This is a genomic window from Rhizobium sp. FKY42, from assembly GCF_005222835.1.
GTDB lineage: Bacteria > Pseudomonadota > Alphaproteobacteria > Rhizobiales > Rhizobiaceae > Neorhizobium.
The window spans coordinates 4,884-18,990 of sequence record NZ_STGA01000075.1 but is presented as its reverse complement, the minus strand read 5'-3'; the positions used below and the strand labels follow the sequence as shown (position 1 = coordinate 18,990).

15 protein-coding genes and 1 pseudogene are annotated in these 14,107 nt (G+C 57.4%); 8 read left to right on the top strand and 8 right to left on the bottom strand.

Annotation, left to right across the window (positions count from 1 at the left end):
* The 3 genes from virB10 to E8M78_RS23060 form a co-directional block, all read left to right on the top strand.
* A partial coding sequence (virB10, locus tag E8M78_RS23070) for a type IV secretion system protein VirB10 (protein WP_246658459.1) occupies positions 1 to 590 on the top strand: 590 nt, incomplete at its 5' end.
* Entirely contained in the window at positions 571 to 1,593 is a 1,023-nt protein-coding gene (gene virB11, locus E8M78_RS23065; RefSeq protein ID WP_137137274.1) for a P-type DNA transfer ATPase VirB11, read from the top strand. The genes virB10 and virB11, both read left to right, overlap by 20 nt.
* Positions 1,590 to 3,677: a type IV secretory system conjugative DNA transfer family protein gene (locus E8M78_RS23060; protein ID WP_137137273.1), complete on the top strand. Its 2,088-nt coding sequence runs from the start codon at positions 1,590 to 1,592 to the stop codon at positions 3,675 to 3,677. Before virB11 ends, E8M78_RS23060 begins: the two co-directional genes overlap by 4 nt.
* 7 nt (positions 3,678 to 3,684) lie before the next feature.
* On the opposite strand, the gene E8M78_RS23055 is transcribed toward E8M78_RS23060, so the two are convergent.
* From E8M78_RS23055 to mobC, 3 genes are read right to left on the bottom strand one after another with little or no spacing between them, the layout of a single operon-like run.
* Entirely contained in the window at positions 3,685 to 3,897 is a 213-nt protein-coding gene (locus E8M78_RS23055; protein ID WP_137137272.1) for a hypothetical protein, read from the bottom strand.
* 7 nt (positions 3,898 to 3,904) lie between these two features.
* The gene (locus E8M78_RS23050) at positions 3,905 to 6,442 is read right to left on the bottom strand and encodes a conjugal transfer protein TraA (RefSeq protein WP_137137271.1); all 2,538 of its coding nucleotides are present in this window, start codon (positions 6,440 to 6,442) and stop codon (positions 3,905 to 3,907) included.
* A gap of 3 nt (positions 6,443 to 6,445) precedes the next feature.
* A complete protein-coding gene (mobC, locus tag E8M78_RS23045; protein WP_137137270.1) occupies positions 6,446 to 6,853 on the bottom strand; it encodes a plasmid mobilization relaxosome protein MobC in 408 nt (135 codons plus the stop codon).
* An 867-nt stretch (positions 6,854 to 7,720) separates the two neighbouring features.
* Here mobC and E8M78_RS23040 point away from each other — a divergent pair.
* From E8M78_RS23040 to E8M78_RS23020, 5 genes are all read left to right on the top strand, one after another.
* Positions 7,721 to 8,533, top strand: coding sequence for a ParA family protein (locus tag E8M78_RS23040; protein ID WP_170973523.1), 813 nt, complete (start codon positions 7,721 to 7,723; stop codon positions 8,531 to 8,533).
* Positions 8,523 to 8,948, top strand: a complete 426-nt coding sequence (locus E8M78_RS23035; protein ID WP_137137268.1) for a hypothetical protein — start codon at positions 8,523 to 8,525, stop codon at positions 8,946 to 8,948. Before E8M78_RS23040 ends, E8M78_RS23035 begins: the two co-directional genes overlap by 11 nt.
* A gap of 558 nt (positions 8,949 to 9,506) precedes the next feature.
* Complete coding sequence (locus tag E8M78_RS23030; RefSeq protein ID WP_137137267.1) at positions 9,507 to 10,025, top strand: helix-turn-helix transcriptional regulator; 519 nt, start codon at positions 9,507 to 9,509, stop codon at positions 10,023 to 10,025.
* A 220-nt stretch (positions 10,026 to 10,245) separates the two neighbouring features.
* On the top strand, positions 10,246 to 11,157 hold the full coding sequence (locus E8M78_RS23025) for a HEPN domain-containing protein (protein WP_137137266.1): 912 nt from the start codon (positions 10,246 to 10,248) through the stop codon (positions 11,155 to 11,157).
* 151 nt (positions 11,158 to 11,308) lie between these two features.
* The gene (locus E8M78_RS23020; protein WP_137137265.1) at positions 11,309 to 11,563 is read left to right on the top strand and encodes a WGR domain-containing protein; all 255 of its coding nucleotides are present in this window, start codon (positions 11,309 to 11,311) and stop codon (positions 11,561 to 11,563) included.
* A 203-nt stretch (positions 11,564 to 11,766) separates the two neighbouring features.
* Here E8M78_RS23020 and E8M78_RS23015 read toward each other — a convergent pair whose 3' ends face one another.
* From E8M78_RS23015 to E8M78_RS23995, 5 genes and pseudogenes are all read right to left on the bottom strand, one after another.
* Complete coding sequence (locus tag E8M78_RS23015) at positions 11,767 to 12,183, bottom strand: hypothetical protein (protein ID WP_137137264.1); 417 nt, start codon at positions 12,181 to 12,183, stop codon at positions 11,767 to 11,769.
* Positions 12,180 to 12,446: a type II toxin-antitoxin system prevent-host-death family antitoxin gene (locus E8M78_RS23010; protein WP_112828831.1), complete on the bottom strand. Its 267-nt coding sequence runs from the start codon at positions 12,444 to 12,446 to the stop codon at positions 12,180 to 12,182. The genes E8M78_RS23015 and E8M78_RS23010 overlap by 4 nt, the downstream gene beginning before the upstream one ends.
* 123 nt (positions 12,447 to 12,569) lie before the next feature.
* Complete coding sequence (locus E8M78_RS23500) at positions 12,570 to 12,740, bottom strand: hypothetical protein (protein WP_170973522.1); 171 nt, start codon at positions 12,738 to 12,740, stop codon at positions 12,570 to 12,572.
* Positions 12,741 to 13,037: 297 nt separating this feature from the next.
* Positions 13,038 to 13,355, bottom strand: coding sequence for a DUF736 domain-containing protein (locus E8M78_RS23005; RefSeq protein WP_137137263.1), 318 nt, complete (start codon positions 13,353 to 13,355; stop codon positions 13,038 to 13,040).
* A 664-nt stretch (positions 13,356 to 14,019) separates the two neighbouring features.
* Positions 14,020 to 14,107, bottom strand: a pseudogene (locus E8M78_RS23995) (antirestriction protein ArdC); the annotation flags it as partial.

Here is a 14,107-nt window from a genome sequence, read left to right as displayed (position 1 = left end):
CGGCGATCGTCAGTGATCTTCCGGGTCAGGTTCGCGCCATAACATCCAGGGATGTCTACTCCTTCGATGGTCGGCGCGTTCTCATCCCAACGGGAACACGGCTGATCGGGGAGTATCAGTCCGAAGTGACACAGGGGCAGCAGCGTGTCTTCGTCGTCTGGACGAGACTGATCCGGGATGACGGCGTATCAGTTCGCTTGAATTCGATCGGCACGGACAGTCTCGGTCGATCGGGTCTGACAGGCCATGTCGACAAGAAATTTCGCGAGAGGTTCGGAGCTTCGATTCTCCTGTCCATCGTCGGCGGCGGCGCAAGTTACCTGACGGGATATGGCAGCAACTCGAGTTCTTCCGGCAATGATAATACCGAGAGAGCCGCGGAGCTGGCGCGCGAAACGATCGCCCGGACCTTCAGCAACATGGCCAACACAGTATTGGCAGAGAACCTGAAAATTCCCCCGACGATCAGCGTAGCGCAAGGCGAGCGGATCTTTGTCTATGTTCGCCAGGATCTGGATTTCAGCGCCATGTACGACGATCCTGTGACGGAAGCCATGAGGGAGATCAAGCGTGAACGTTCTGGCAGGTAAGGCGACGGCTCATGATCCCCACTATTTCCTGAACCGGTCCCTGGAGCCCATCAGGCAATTTCTCGATGACCCGAAGGTGGTTGAGATTGCAGTGAACCGGCCGGGTCAAGTCTATGTTGAGCGCTTCGGTGCTGATCACATGGAGCATCATCAAATCGATGCTCTGACTGCACGCGAGATCGAGAACATTGGCGAGCGGGTTGCAGCTGCGACAAAGCAGTTCCTCAACGCCGCCAATCCGATCCTGAGCGCCGCATTGCCGTCCGGGGAACGTATCCAGGTCGTCTTGCCGCCCGCGGCTCCTGACGGTGGATCAATCACGATCCGCAAGCAGGTTGTGCAGAATTTCTCGCTGGAGGACTACCGCGACAACGGCTCTCTCGACAAAGTCTCTGTTGCTGTCGGTGGCCTCAGCGATGTGGATCATGAGCTGATTGCACATCTGCGAGCAGAGAAGATCTACGAATTCATTCATACGGCCATCACGAAGCGGGTTTCGATCCTGATCAGTGGCGGCACCTCGTCGGGCAAAACCACGTTTCTGAACGCGTGCCTGAACTCTGTAGACCTGAATGAGCGGATCCTGACGCTTGAAGACACTCGTGAGCTATTCCCACCACAGAAGAACGCGGTCCACCTGATCGCCTCCAAGGGTGGGCAAGGCACTGCAAACGTGACGATTCAAAACCTTCTTGAATCGGCGCTTCGAATGCGGCCGGATCGCCTCTTTGTTGGCGAGATTCGTGGCGCTGAGGCCTTTTCATTCCTTCGCGCCATCAACACAGGCCACCCGGGCAGCATGTCGACAGTACACGCCGATACGCCGCTCGGTGCTTACGAACAGCTTGCCATGATGATGCAGCAGTCCGGCCTGTCGGCTGGCTACTCCAAGCAGGATCTGATGTCCTACATCCAGATGGTCATTCCGATCGTGATCCAGCTAAGGCGCGAAGGTGGTAAGCGCGGGGTCTGCGAAATCTACTTCGCACGGGATGCATCATGAGTAAGGGGCTACAGGCCTTCTATCTGTTCTTCTGCCTTTTGATCGCATTGCCAGTCTGGATGTTGGCCTACGGAGTTGGTCTTCAGGTCTTATACGGTGACGGCAGGATCCTTGAGGCGACCATTACCTCAAACCCGTTCGCACCCATTCAACAGATCTGGGCCTATAGCTCATCACCGACCCTGCAAAAGGTCGCGCTCGGTTCCATAGTGCCCGCGCTGCTCGTATCAGGCCTCATTGCTTACCTTGGGCTCAAACCGACCAGCAATCCATTGGGTGATGCGGCCTTTCAGGATCTTGCAACCCTTCGGCGCGGCAAGTGGTTTGGCAGACGAGGCCACATATTCGGCCGTATCGGGACCAAAGTCCTTCGCGCTCACGACGATCGCCACCACCTCATTATTGGCCCGACCCGATCGGGGAAGGGCGCGGGCTACGTCATCCCGAATGCCCTGATGCACGAAGGCTCGATGATCGTCACCGATCTAAAGGGCGAGGTTTACAAAGCTACTGCGGGCTATCGGAAGCGCAACGGCAGTCAGGTCTTCCTGTTCGCGCCGGGTTCCGAGACGACCAACAGCTATAATCCCCTGGATTTCGTTCGTCCGGAGCGAGGCAATCGCACGACTGACATTCAAAATATCGCCAGCATTCTCGTACCGGAAAACACCGAATCCGAGAATTCCGTCTGGCAGGCCACGGCTCAACAGGTTCTCGCGGGTGCCATCAGCTATATTCTCGAAAGTCCCTTCTATAAAGGGCGCAGGAACCTCGGCGAGATCAACTCCTTCTTCAACAGCGGGACCGATCTGCAGGCCTTGATGAAGTACATCAAGGAGAAGGAGCCATACCTGTCGAAGTTCACGATGGAGAGCTTCAACTCATACCTGTCTCTGTCGGAACGGGCTGCGGCCTCGGCACTGCTTGATATCCAGAAGGCGATGAGGCCGTTCAAGAACGAACGGGTTGTGGCCGCAACGAACATGACCGACATGGACCTTCGATCCATGAAGCGTCGCCCCATCACGATCTACCTTGCCCCGAACATTACCGACATTACGCTTCTTAGGCCGCTGCTGACGCTGTTCGTTCAACAGGTGATGGACATACTTACCCTTGAGCATGATCCCAACTCCGTGCCGGTCTATTTCTTGCTGGATGAGTTTCGCCAGTTGAAGCGCATGGACGAGATCATGACAAAGCTGCCCTATGTGGCCGGCTATAAGATCAAGCTCGCCTTCATCATCCAGGACCTGAAGAACCTGGATGAGATCTATGGTGAGACGTCCCGACATTCGCTCCTTGGCAACTGCGGTTATCAGCTCATCCTTGGTGCCAATGACCAAGCCACGGCAGAGTATGCTTCCCGGGCTCTTGGCAAGAAAACCATCCGCTATCAGTCTGAATCGCGCACTATCGAGCTTATGGGCCTCCCGCGACGAACAAAGGTCGAGCAAATTCGCGATCGGGACCTAATGATGCCGCAGGAAGTGCGCCAGATGCCCGAGAACAAGATGATCTTGCTGGTGGAGGGTCAGCGGCCAATCTTTGGAGACAAGCTGCGCTTCTTTAAGACGCAGCCCTTCAAGGAGGCGGAGGCCTATTCTCAGACGCACATACCGACCGTTCCAACTGTCGATTACCTACCACCTAAACCTGTTCCAGCGACCACGCCAGCCTATGCCAATGCAGGCCAGGAACAGGCTGAACAAGCGGAAGCGATAAAGCCTGCGACGGAGGCGAAAGCGGAGGAACCGCGGGCGCCTGTCCAGGTGGAGGCTCCGAAAGAGCCACCACCCTCCACCTCCCCCGCTCGCGTCGTGAATCCATCCGCCTTGGCCAGCAGACAGGTCAGCGCTGGGGGCACTCCGGAACCTGCAAAGACAGCTGTGCCCGCTCCCGAAAAGCGCACGACACCTGTCTCAGAGAACGACATCGAAAAAGCGCACAATGATCGAGTTAGCCGCCTTAAGGAGGTCGTCGAACGGGAAGCCGAAGGCAAATCACCGCGCAAGAGGAAGAGCTTGGAAGAGCTATTCGCAGCGACCGTTCCTGATCCAATCATGGAACAGGCCGGCCGCTAATTCAGGTTCAGAAGGGCCAGAAGCTCGCTGCGCACTGACCCGCCTCTGTTAGCCAAGCCACAGAAGCATGATACCAGCCGATCACGGTCCCGTAGACCTTAATCAAGATCGCGAGGATCCCAACGGAGACCATGCCCCACACCATCATCTTGCCGACTATGTCGGCAGACTTGGGGTCGTTCACTTCCACCAGGTAGGTGTTCTGAGTACCGTCCTGCATTGGCACTTCAGCGGTCTCGGTCGTCCCGATTACGCTCCTTCTGTTCAATCTGTTCACGCTCCAACTCCTCGAGACGAGGAATGTGCTGTTGCGCGGGATCAGTCCGAGTGGTCTCGCCGCCTCGCTGGGCCGCTTCCCTATCTCTATTTACACTTTTCTGCTGCCTCTGAGTAGCGTCCACCGTCTCGGCGAGCTGGTGAGCCTCACGCTCAGCTTGCCCAATCGGACGTTCCTCTTCCAGATCCACCCTGAGATCGCGTTGGCGATCGTCGGCAGTATCCGCTGTTATCGGCTGCTTGTTTGACTTGTTTTCGTCTCCACGCTCTTCATTGCGTTCAATGGTCTCGATCTCCGCGCGCAGTTCCGGATCTTCGTTGGCAACATCCCGGAGATAGCCGTTTCCAGTAGCGGCGAGTTGAGCTGCATGATGAAGCGAAGCCTCAAGGCCCTTCTCATACTGCTCCCGGTTTTCATCTCCGAGCTCGCCGGCTTCGATATGGGCGAGGCCGGAGCGATAGTGTTCCACATTTGCCATCGCATCGTTACCAGCCTCAACGACAGCCTCTCCATGCTTGGCAACAGCTGCCTCCCACTGGAGGTTAGCATTCGTCTGCTCTTGCACCTCAGATGCCGTTCTTTCCGGCGCGGCACCACTTTCTCTGGAGACATCGCCAGCAGCGTTTCGGCCATCCTGCTCTGAGCGTTCCTGCTCCTTCAGTTCGAGCATCTGGCGGCGCAGATCGACGATTTCGCGGGCGAGGGAGAGCGCCTCCTCAAGCCCGGCCTGATCCTCTGGGTGAGCGTCGCGCTGAAGATTGAAGATCGCAGTCTCAACCGCCTTCTCATAGGCTTCGAACTCCGGGCGTGTCTGCTGGCGCATATCCTCTGCCTCCGTCAACGTGTCTCTGATTGTTATCATATGGGAGCGGTCATCACCGCCGGGCTCTGTATGAGGGACCGCGCCGGTGAAACGTTGATCCATCCGGACAGGACCGCTCCCAAGATAGGCGCGCTCCAGATAGGAGTGATGTCGGGCAGCATAGGCCGCAACCTGAGTGTCACTGGTGGTCGCGGCAATCTTCTGCCAGGCCTCCCGGGCCTTAAGGACATAAGTCCGACTTCGCTGGCCGTCCGGGACGACACGGTGCCCCTGTCGCTTGGCGTCATAGCGCGCCTGACCCCGCTCACTGGTGCCGACATGTTGCGTGCGACCGTTATGGCTGACCGCGCGCACATCATTGCGCCTGTAGGCAGGGGAGGCGGCAAATTCGCGGCGATCGGTCATCTCCATGGCAATGCCGTGATCCCGTGCCTTTTCCGCCATGACCTCACGCCACTGCCGGAAGGTGGCGGGCGTCGTTTCGATCCGGTCACCCGTTTCCGACCGCATGGTGACGATGGCATGGGCATGAACATGCGGGCGCTTGCCACCCTCCAGCTCGTCCTTCGGGTCACTGTCCGGATCATGGAGAGAGAACACATAGCGATGGCCCGCGAACTGCTCTGCCAGGAAGTCGCGAACAGCTCCCTCGAAGGCATCCGAATCCGTGCCGGCCCGCGCCGACATGATCACATGCATCACGTCCCGGCTCTTGCGGCTGTGCAGCTCATCGCGCCATTCCTTCTGGACGAGGTCGCCCGCAGCCTTGTCATCGGCAATCGGACGACCCCGATCGTCCCGAACGTCGTTCCGCTCTGCGATCAGATCCCGTAGCCGGACTGTGCCGTATTCCACGCCATTGCCATAGCCTGTGAAGGTGAAGGTTGCTCGAACCGTGTTCGCAGCGACGCTTGCGTTGAAACGCTCCTGAACGATGGCAGCCGCCTTTGCGTCAGCCGTCAATCGCTCCCCCTGGCGACTGCGCAAGACGACATAGCCCTCGACGCTTAAGGATCCATCCTTGCGGGTCTCGACAGAATAGACATAGCGCCGGTCACCGAAGCCACGCTCCAGAATGTCGCGAACCTGTTCATGCAGATCGGCCGCAGTCCCAGAATGAATTACCTCGACGCGGAAGCCACCGATATCGCGGCTCTCGGTCCTGTTGAGGAAAAGGTGATCCCATTCGCCACGCAGGCGCGCCATGTTTTCACGACCACGCAGCCGCTCACCGTTCTCTGTCTCGACGGTCAGTTCGCCGGCTCTGGAAACATAGTTGAACATCGCACCGACACGGGCACCGCCACCATAAGAGGCCAGCTTGACGACGGCCGGCTGACTGCCGCTTGCTACATTGGAAAGGCGAACTTCCATGGAGCGGCCAGCCCTCGAACTGGCACTCGAACTGACATCTGAACTGGCAGCCAAACCAGCCGCCAGGGACCGCGATCGCGATGACCAGCCGGACATGGGACCCATCGCCAGATCACCGCCACTGACACCGGGCCGGCCTTTGGCCATGCCGATCGGCTGCCGCAGGCTCTTCAGCCGCTTCTCAAGCTCCTCCTCGGCAGCCACGTTGCGACGCCCAAGCGTCATGTCGTGCAGGAGCGCCGCGCGTCTTTGCTCCCATTCGCTGGTGAAACTGCCGAAGAAGAGCTCCAAGGCTTACACCATGCCGTGGCGTTCATGTCTGGCACGGCGTTCATGCCCGGCACGCCGCGAAAGCGTGCGAAGCTCGCTCATCACGGCTGCCTGGATCCGCTGGACATTGCCCAGATTGATATCCAGCTCGGAGACATGCACATGCCTGCCTGCATTCAGGGAGCGGGCGACCTGGTTCAGATTGATGCCGATCATGCGCATGTCTTCCAGAAGGGCCGCCATGATCAGCCGGTCCTCTTTCGTCAGAACAGGGCGAACGCCAGCTCCTTCGAGAAGCAGGGACCGGAAGAAAGCAGAGACGCTCATCCCGGCCAACCTGGCCGCGTCCTCGATTGCCGCATACTCCTGATGGCTGACGCGCACATTGATGAGGCGATCCTTGCGGCTTTTGCCTGGTACCGTCTCACTCATGCTCACCCCCCACGTTCATCTCTGCTCGCACTTGTCCTTGCCCATCGTTCGGATAACCCCGCGACCACTTTCGACGCGACAGACCCATTTGATCTTCAAGCCTTTTGGATGTTCAGAGCCGTCAGAACCTGCAAACACTTATCGTGGGCATGTCCCACGATCGCAGGCAAAAAATGTAAAACATTTTTACGTATCCTGCCACTCTCAATACACACTCAACAAAAGTTCAATACAAACGGAAGCACATCATAATAGAAAATATCGCTACATTATAGCTAAACCACATTCACCATCAATTGAACATTGATCAAGACCGCTCTTGATTAGCGTTTGCATCGTAATTGATCGGAAATTACGTCCGAGCATTGTTCTGTTGTCCGCCCTCCGCCCTCGTAATGAAGCGGATGGATGCTTCGTCCTCGGCCTTGGCACGGTTCCGGAGGCGCAGCGATGACAGCCTCACACGGCAACGGGATGCACGACAGATCACAGGCATCGCGTGATCGCATCGCATTCTCACATCACCAGGGCGCGACCGATACACACGACTGACAGACGGAGGATCTGGGCTGTAACGACAGTCGCTACCAAAAAACGCTACAGCTGGGCGCTACAACGGCCTGCTACAGCAAGATGCTACAATACGGCCCTACAATCAGTTGTTACAGCAGGATCATACAGGAGCGACCTACAATACAATCCTACAGTCGCGTTGTAGCGCAGCAATCGACCGCAGGACGGTATGGGTGCAGGGCAGCGCGTGCTCATCAGAGGCTTCCAAGCCCGGATGCGCATAGGCTGCAGATGGGAAGCAGAGCGAGACTGCAAGCGGGGCAGCTCGCTGGTAGACGGATAAGAAGGGGTTCAATGACGGTCCGGATAGCTGTGGTGAATGGAAAGGGTGGGGCCGGGAAGACTACTGTCGTGCTGCTTCTGGCCGGTGAGCTCGCCCTGAAGGACAAGACCGTATTGCTCGTCGACGTCGACAGCGGCCGCAATCTGGCTCTCTGGTGGTCAGCAGCTGAGGCACAAAGCAATCTGCCGGCCAATATCAGCGTGATCTATGCAACTCACCAGGATGCATTGGAAAAAACCCTCCTTACAGCCGATGATTTCGACTATGTGATTTTCGACACACCCGGCATGGGGATCCCGCTCACAGCATCACTGCTTCATCACGTCGACATCGTCATCACGCCCGTTCAACCGACCTTGAAGGAAATCGAGGGAGCCATCTGGGCAGCACAGGTCACTGGCGATGCAACGGACGAGACCGGCAGAACCATCAGGACGCTCGTACTGCGTACACGCATCACGCTCACGGGCCGCAGCACCAATGCCTATCGCCAGATCCGACCCTGGGCGCGCAACGCCCGCAAGGCTGGATTCGACATCCATCTCCTGCAATCCGAGTTGATGGAAAGGGCAGCATACAAGGAACTCTACAACGGTGCTGGCACCCTTCAGATCATGCCCCTCACGGAGCCCGTGAAAAAGGCGAGGCTGGAGGTGCAGCACCTTCTGGACGAGGTCACCCTCTGGCTGGAAAATCCGGATCAGGCTCTCGAACTTGAAGCTACGCGCGAAGCCGAGATCGAGGCGCGGATCCTCGGCCCGAAAGGCACCAACGCAGTTTTGACGGCGGACCTGAATAAAGCGAGACCTTTTCATGAACGATGACACGAAGCCGGATATCTTCAAGGTCGCTGCGAGAAGATCGTCATCGCCAAACAATCCCACTGCGCTTCCCGAGGCTACCTTGCAACCTCAAGCAATCGTTGACACCGATTTACCGCCTTCTTCTGTTGCGACAGACAACAGCCTTGGGCTGGGAACAAAGATGCCGGAAACCCGAAGTGTAGAACCAAGGGCCGTAACCAACAGAAGCGGTAATGCTGGAAACCGCCTCATGGCGCTGAAGCGTGCCAAGGTGAAGGAAGCCAGGCATTACATCAATGTTGCCCTCGACTTCGAAACCAAACGCGCCCTTGAGACCGCAGCACACGAGCACGGGATCAAGATGGCGGAAATCGTTCGGGACGCGATGAGCGTTTATCTTCGGTCCGCTGGCTATCTTCCGAAGAACGAAGATTGAGCCTCGTATGTCGGCATTCGATGATGGTGTACAGACATTGGCCGCTACCCGATCACTTCTTCTGATGGAAGAGCAAAAGCCGCAGCGAACAAAGAGGGACGGCAACGGGCGGTAGCGCCCCTTGGCTTCAGCGGTCAACAAGATCAGACGGCTTTAGTGCCTGACATCGCACGGGAGTGCCTGTCCTTCGACCCGTCCCGGCACTCGTTCTGATCCGACGGCTCAGTCCTGACGTCGCCACCATCCCCGGTGACAGCAACCGCATTCCCCAACCGGCTCAGTATCGAGGCCGATAGGGAATGATGCGCCTTGCGAAGATCTGCGATGGGCCGCAAGACCTCTGCATGAACAAGATAAGCGATTAGGATGAGCCGTGCCCTGCATGACCGTTGGGACGACGGCACGAACACCGAAATCTGCTGGAGAAGATGAGCTCCCGATTGCGACGGCACGCCCAAATTGATAGCGAAACCGATGTCAATTTGATACAAAGCCATATGCACTTTTTTGTTGTATATAGCGAATTCATACTGCCCATGAGTGAGGATGTTATTTCAGATGCCCGCTATCCGTGATCTCTCCGACTATACAAATGCCATGGGTCTGGTCGAGACAATCGATGACGAAGTCCAGAGACCTTTGTACCGGCGCCCGGGTATTAACGGCGAGATTGCCTCATTGCAGGAAATGGAAGAAAAGATCTCGAGCTTTGTCAGGAAATCACGCGAGGATAGCGGCCTGACAAGAGCCGAGTTCGCTTCTTTGTACGGCTTGTCGATGGCCGTTTACGGACGTTATGAGCGTGCATTCTCGCCGCTGACGGTCGGCCGCATGATCCACCTCAGCGAACTCCTCGGCTTCTCTCCCATGGAGATGATCTACGCGGCAGCGCCTCACCTCTTCGGCAAGACAAATGAGGAAGCCGCCGACAGGTTCAAGCTTGGCAGGCTCATCGATGATCTTCCCTACCCAACCGTACAGGCGATCCTTCAGCTCATCGCAACGATGACACCCACCGCTATCGATGCAGACGGTGACAACAGGACGACGTCGAACAGAGCTAACGATCTGTCGTAGGAATTCCAGGTGATCGACAAGCCGGGGCTGCGCGCTTAGTCTGATGCGCAGAATTTTCGAGGCTTCGCGTGTCTCATTAAAATGGCAGTTTACGTGTTTGCGTTATTCCTTCGGGTAATGCTGCGCAGAAATCAGAATATGTTTTTTCTATTGAATAAGTTAAGTGCCGCCGGATGATTGCCAAGCTTACGCATCGGTCGCAATAATGGAGCCAGCTTTCATGGTCGCTGAACATCTGTCCCATCTGCCCGATGGAAAGCGGAGCGAGCTGGAAAGAGTCGTTCGGATCCTCTTCGATGAGTTCGATGATGCCATCAAAACAAAGCTCTCGCAAAAGGCGCGCCGTGGCCGGATCCTCAAACTGATCCTGTTTGGTAGTTACGCAAGGGGGGACTGGGTAGAGGACCGCAAGAGCGGCTATCTGTCTGACTATGATCTTCTGGTCATCGTCAACTACGACCATTTTGCCGAAGGTTACGACGCCTGGGAAAAGGCGGCAGACCGGTTCCTGGAAGACCTCACGATCACACATCAGATCATGACACCGGTCAACTTCATCGTTCACACGATCGCAGACGTGAACGATCAGTTGCGCCGAGGCCGACCCTTCTTCCTTGATATCGCCCGGGACGGCATCATTCTTTACGAGGCACCCGGACATCCTCTCGCTGCGCCGTCCAATCCTGAACCCGGGCAGGCCCTGGCCGAGGCACAGCGAAACTTTGAGCAATGGTTTCCAAGTGCGGATGCATTCAAGGCAGCAGGGCAGTTCCTTATGGAAAGAGGAAATCTATCGGAAGCCGCCTTTCAACTGCATCAGACTGCTGAACGATTGTATCACTGCGTCCTGCTTGTCCTGGCCCTGTACAGCCCCAAGAGCCATCGGTTGAGCTTTCTGCGATCCCAAGCGGAGCGGCTCGCCCCGCAGTTGATTGCGGTATGGCCGCGAGACACAAAATTCGCCAAACGCAGTTTCAATCGTCTGGATCGAGCCTATGTCGATGCACGCTATTCGGCAGCTTATCAGATAACCAACGAAGAGCTCATCTGGCTGTTCGGTCGGATCGAAGAGCTTCAGGTCGCTGTCTCCCAAGTGTGCAGCCTGCACCTGCAAAATCTTGCTCGCGAATAGATTATTTATTGCGTCGCCGGAGTGCTCGAAAGGATGCGTTCTCTGTGCCGAACCTCATCGCGATCGATCCTTCAAAAACCTGAATCGATCCCAGGTAATTGATTCATAAGTCTCGTTGGACGCCGGAGAACGTTCGCGCGATTCTTGGCGCATGATCGCCCAACCCTATCACCTCTATGTCGAGCGCAAGGATGCCAGTAAGAACATGGCGCGCTTCTACGCGATGTCGATCGAGCCGAACCTGTTCGGTGAGGCATGCCTGACGCGGCGATGGGGACGGATTGGGACGAGCGGTCAGATGAAAACTCATCAGTTCGAGAAGGAACAGGACGCCGTTGATCTCTTCCTTGATCTTCTGAGGCAAAAACTCCGCCGGGGATATCGGGCAATCGGCTATGTCGCTTAGCCAAAACCACACCCACGAACTCTTCCGCTCGTGATATCCAGTGCCGTGGCAATAGCCATCGAAGCCATCGCGGCATTCATGTCGGCGTTAGCAGCCTTATATTGGGTTCTCGGCGTCCTTAGCTATCGGTTTAAAAACAGCGAGTGAAGACCGCGGCGCGGCCCTTCGCCTTCGCGAACGGAGACCGTGCTGTCCACACTCCGCTATCTCGATCGGCTGACTTCCGCGAATGACTTTCGGCGGGCAATGAATTCTCGCAGAAGCGGCAGAAAGAATGCTTTGCTAAAGTGACCAAGCGGAGGCTCAGGCTCCAAATAGAATGACCGGCCTATGATATCGCTGTTAAACTCATCCAGGATGAGCCACAGTGGAAGATCTGCATCAAGGCCTGCGCGCCGCTTTTCGATGGTCGGGATCTCGACGGCGAAACGATTTCGGTCGGGCATCTTTGTCGTAATCGGAAAGAACAAGACAAGATCGCCGTCTGCCCTTGCTATCCGAACGCCGACAGCTACGGGACGGCTCTTGCGCCCCTCTGTTTCTCCCCCGTTTGCCTCATGGCTCCACAGATATGGATATCGAACGACCGCAGCCGTCTGGACCTTGTCATATACGCTCATCGACTCGTCTCATCAGACTGGGCGTAGGCGTCGACGGCCTCTTCAAATTCAGCAAACAGCTCGTCGGGCATTGTCTCCAGTCTGCCTACAGAGCGACGATCCGACTGGCGCATGAGACGTTCGTAATCGTCTATGTTCAGCAACACCAATCGCGGCTTGTTGCGTTGGGTGATCGTGACAGGGTGTCGGAGTGCCTCGGCGATAATATCTCCGGATTTCCGAGAAAGGTCGCTTGTCGTGTAGGAGCCGTTCCTGTTTGTCATGTGGCTAGCCTCAATGCGATTAGGGTGAAAGGATCCCGATGCTGTGATACAGCATATACAGCACTGCTGCAAATATTGTAATCCTCGATCGCACGGTGGATGGGTAGGCTGAGATCACCGCCGTCAGAACGGCGGCTCCGCATCCAGGCGGCCCTCCTGATTAGCAACGATGACTGCAAGCTCGGCCACAGCACATTCCAGTTCGGTCTGGATCTCGCGGCGTTCGGTGTCACCGACAGCATTGCGTAGCTCGGCCCGCAGTTCTTCGATCTGGATTTCGAGTTCGTAGGTCATCTTCGTCTCCTTGACGTTTGTGAAAGATGACAGGCGGGTCCGAGAGGGGATGGCGGGGTCAAGGATCGCGCAAGCGACCGCACTGCGGCCAGGTAAGGGATCCGATATGCGCGAGCATTTTGGGGGGCCGCCAGGTCCTTGAGGCTGCGCGCTCGCCACGACATACTGCCTCACTCTGAGCAGACCTCTCCTCTCGTGTGGCGCCCAAAAAGACGGAGACAGGCTCGATACCTGTCTCCGTCTTATCCAGGGAGAGAAGGAGAGCCCCGCCTTGCGGCGGAGCTCCTGGGGTGGCGATCAGGCCTCCCGCTTCGGGCGGTTCCAGATGAGGGCGTATTCGCCTTCCTTTTCGCTCGGCCACAGGGCTGCGGTAATCGGGGCGTTGAAGCTCGGGTCGTCCAGCTTGACCGAGATGTATTCCTCGCCGTCGCTAGAGACTGCCTTCCAGCCTGCGCCGACCTCGACGCCGTTGCCAGCGGTGATGCGGAAGTCCGGGGCGTCGCGAGAGACGCGCTCGATGGGGTTCAGGCGGGCCTTCCTGCTGACGGTCAGTGTGCGCACGTTGCCGATGATCGAGTTGTTGCCGTTGGTGGTGAATTCGCCGATGACTGCCATACTCGTGTTCCTTTTCCGGTTGTTCGGGCCGCGCCTGTCGCGGCCTCGATGGCGGTGCAAGGACCGGGGGCGATCGACGCCGCACCCGTCAGGGACGGAACGAAGTGGAGGGCGGCCGGGAGCGACTTTCTTGGGCCGCGAGGAATGCGAACCGGTTCGCAGGGGAAGAAAGTTGCGGAGGGCCGTTGCGGAATGGCGATCGAGACGAAGGCGTCCTTCGGTCACACCAGATCCATCGAGGTCTGCGCGGGTGCGCCCGGCTTCAAACGGGAAGGAACCGGATCATGGCGGGATTTCATCGGCGATCCGTCAAGGCGACCGTGGTAATGGCACCGCTCACACGACGGCTCACACCTGCACCGCATGCCGCGCCCTACGGTCTCTCACTGACGCCCTATCCGCATCATGGCTATGACACATGCGCCGATCGGCGCCATTGCAGGCGGTACCGATCGCGCGCGCGGAGCCTCGAACAAGCCGCATAGCCCGGATTCGATGGCGCTTCCTCGATGTTGATAAGAGAAATAGATGGGAACGCCTGGAAACCAGCATGCCCACGGCATGCCTCTATCGACCGTGCCGGGTCGCTGTCAGGCTGGGCCCATTTCCGAGCGTCCGGCGGGGAAGGCCTTCACCCTCCCCTTCATATGCCAAGCGTCCAGCATCAAGCGGCTTCCCGCTCGCCCTCTGCCTTTGGCTGGAGATCATGAAGATAGGCGACAGCGCGCTGCGCATGTGCGGCCGCCTGGAAA